This window comes from Wolbachia endosymbiont of Drosophila baimaii (assembly GCF_028982185.1).
Taxonomy (GTDB): Bacteria; Pseudomonadota; Alphaproteobacteria; order Rickettsiales; family Anaplasmataceae; genus Wolbachia; species Wolbachia pipientis.
Genome location: NZ_JAPQLE010000006.1, coordinates 1 through 546, shown reverse-complemented (window position 1 = coordinate 546; position 546 = coordinate 1). Strand labels below are relative to the sequence as shown.

At 32.6% G+C, this 546-nt stretch carries 1 protein-coding gene; it reads left to right on the top strand.

Features of this window, described 5'->3' with window-relative positions; genetic code table 11:
• The first annotated feature begins 136 nt into the window (after window positions 1–136).
• Window positions 137–490: a hypothetical protein gene (locus tag OZD66_RS00145; RefSeq protein WP_275021838.1), complete on the top strand. Its 354-nt coding sequence runs from the start codon at window positions 137–139 to the stop codon at window positions 488–490.
• Window positions 491–546: the final 56 nt, after the last annotated feature.

Genomic DNA, 546 nt, shown 5'->3' with positions numbered 1-546 from the left:
ATAACTATATGCTGCTGGCATTCAACCTCCTTATCATCATCTATCCTTATCCTATCACATCCGGACTTTTATGGAAAGAGCTATAACTTTTTTGTGAGACTGTTCAGCAATAATAAATAAATTGAGAGGAAAGGTTATGGCAATAAAAAAGGAAAAGTTTTTTGAAATAATAAATGAGGTAAGCAAGAGTGAAGGTTTAAATGAGAATAATTTACTTGAAAGAATAGGAAATGAGTTAGAAAAGATAAACTCACAAAAGCATACAACACATAATATGTATAGTGATTTAAAAAAAAGTGGGCGGTTAAAAGATAAGATCTTCAGTATATTAAATTCAGGCAAAACTGTAAATTGTATGTTGTTACATCTTGCTGTGGAATGTAACAGTGTACCAATAGTAAAACTCCTACTAGCAAAGGGAGTAAAAGTTAATGAACCAACACATGAACTTGGGGGAGTTATAGCTCTTTCCATAAAAGTCCGGATGTGATAGGATAAGGATAGATGATGATAAGGAGGTTGAATGCCAGCAGCATATAGTTATGA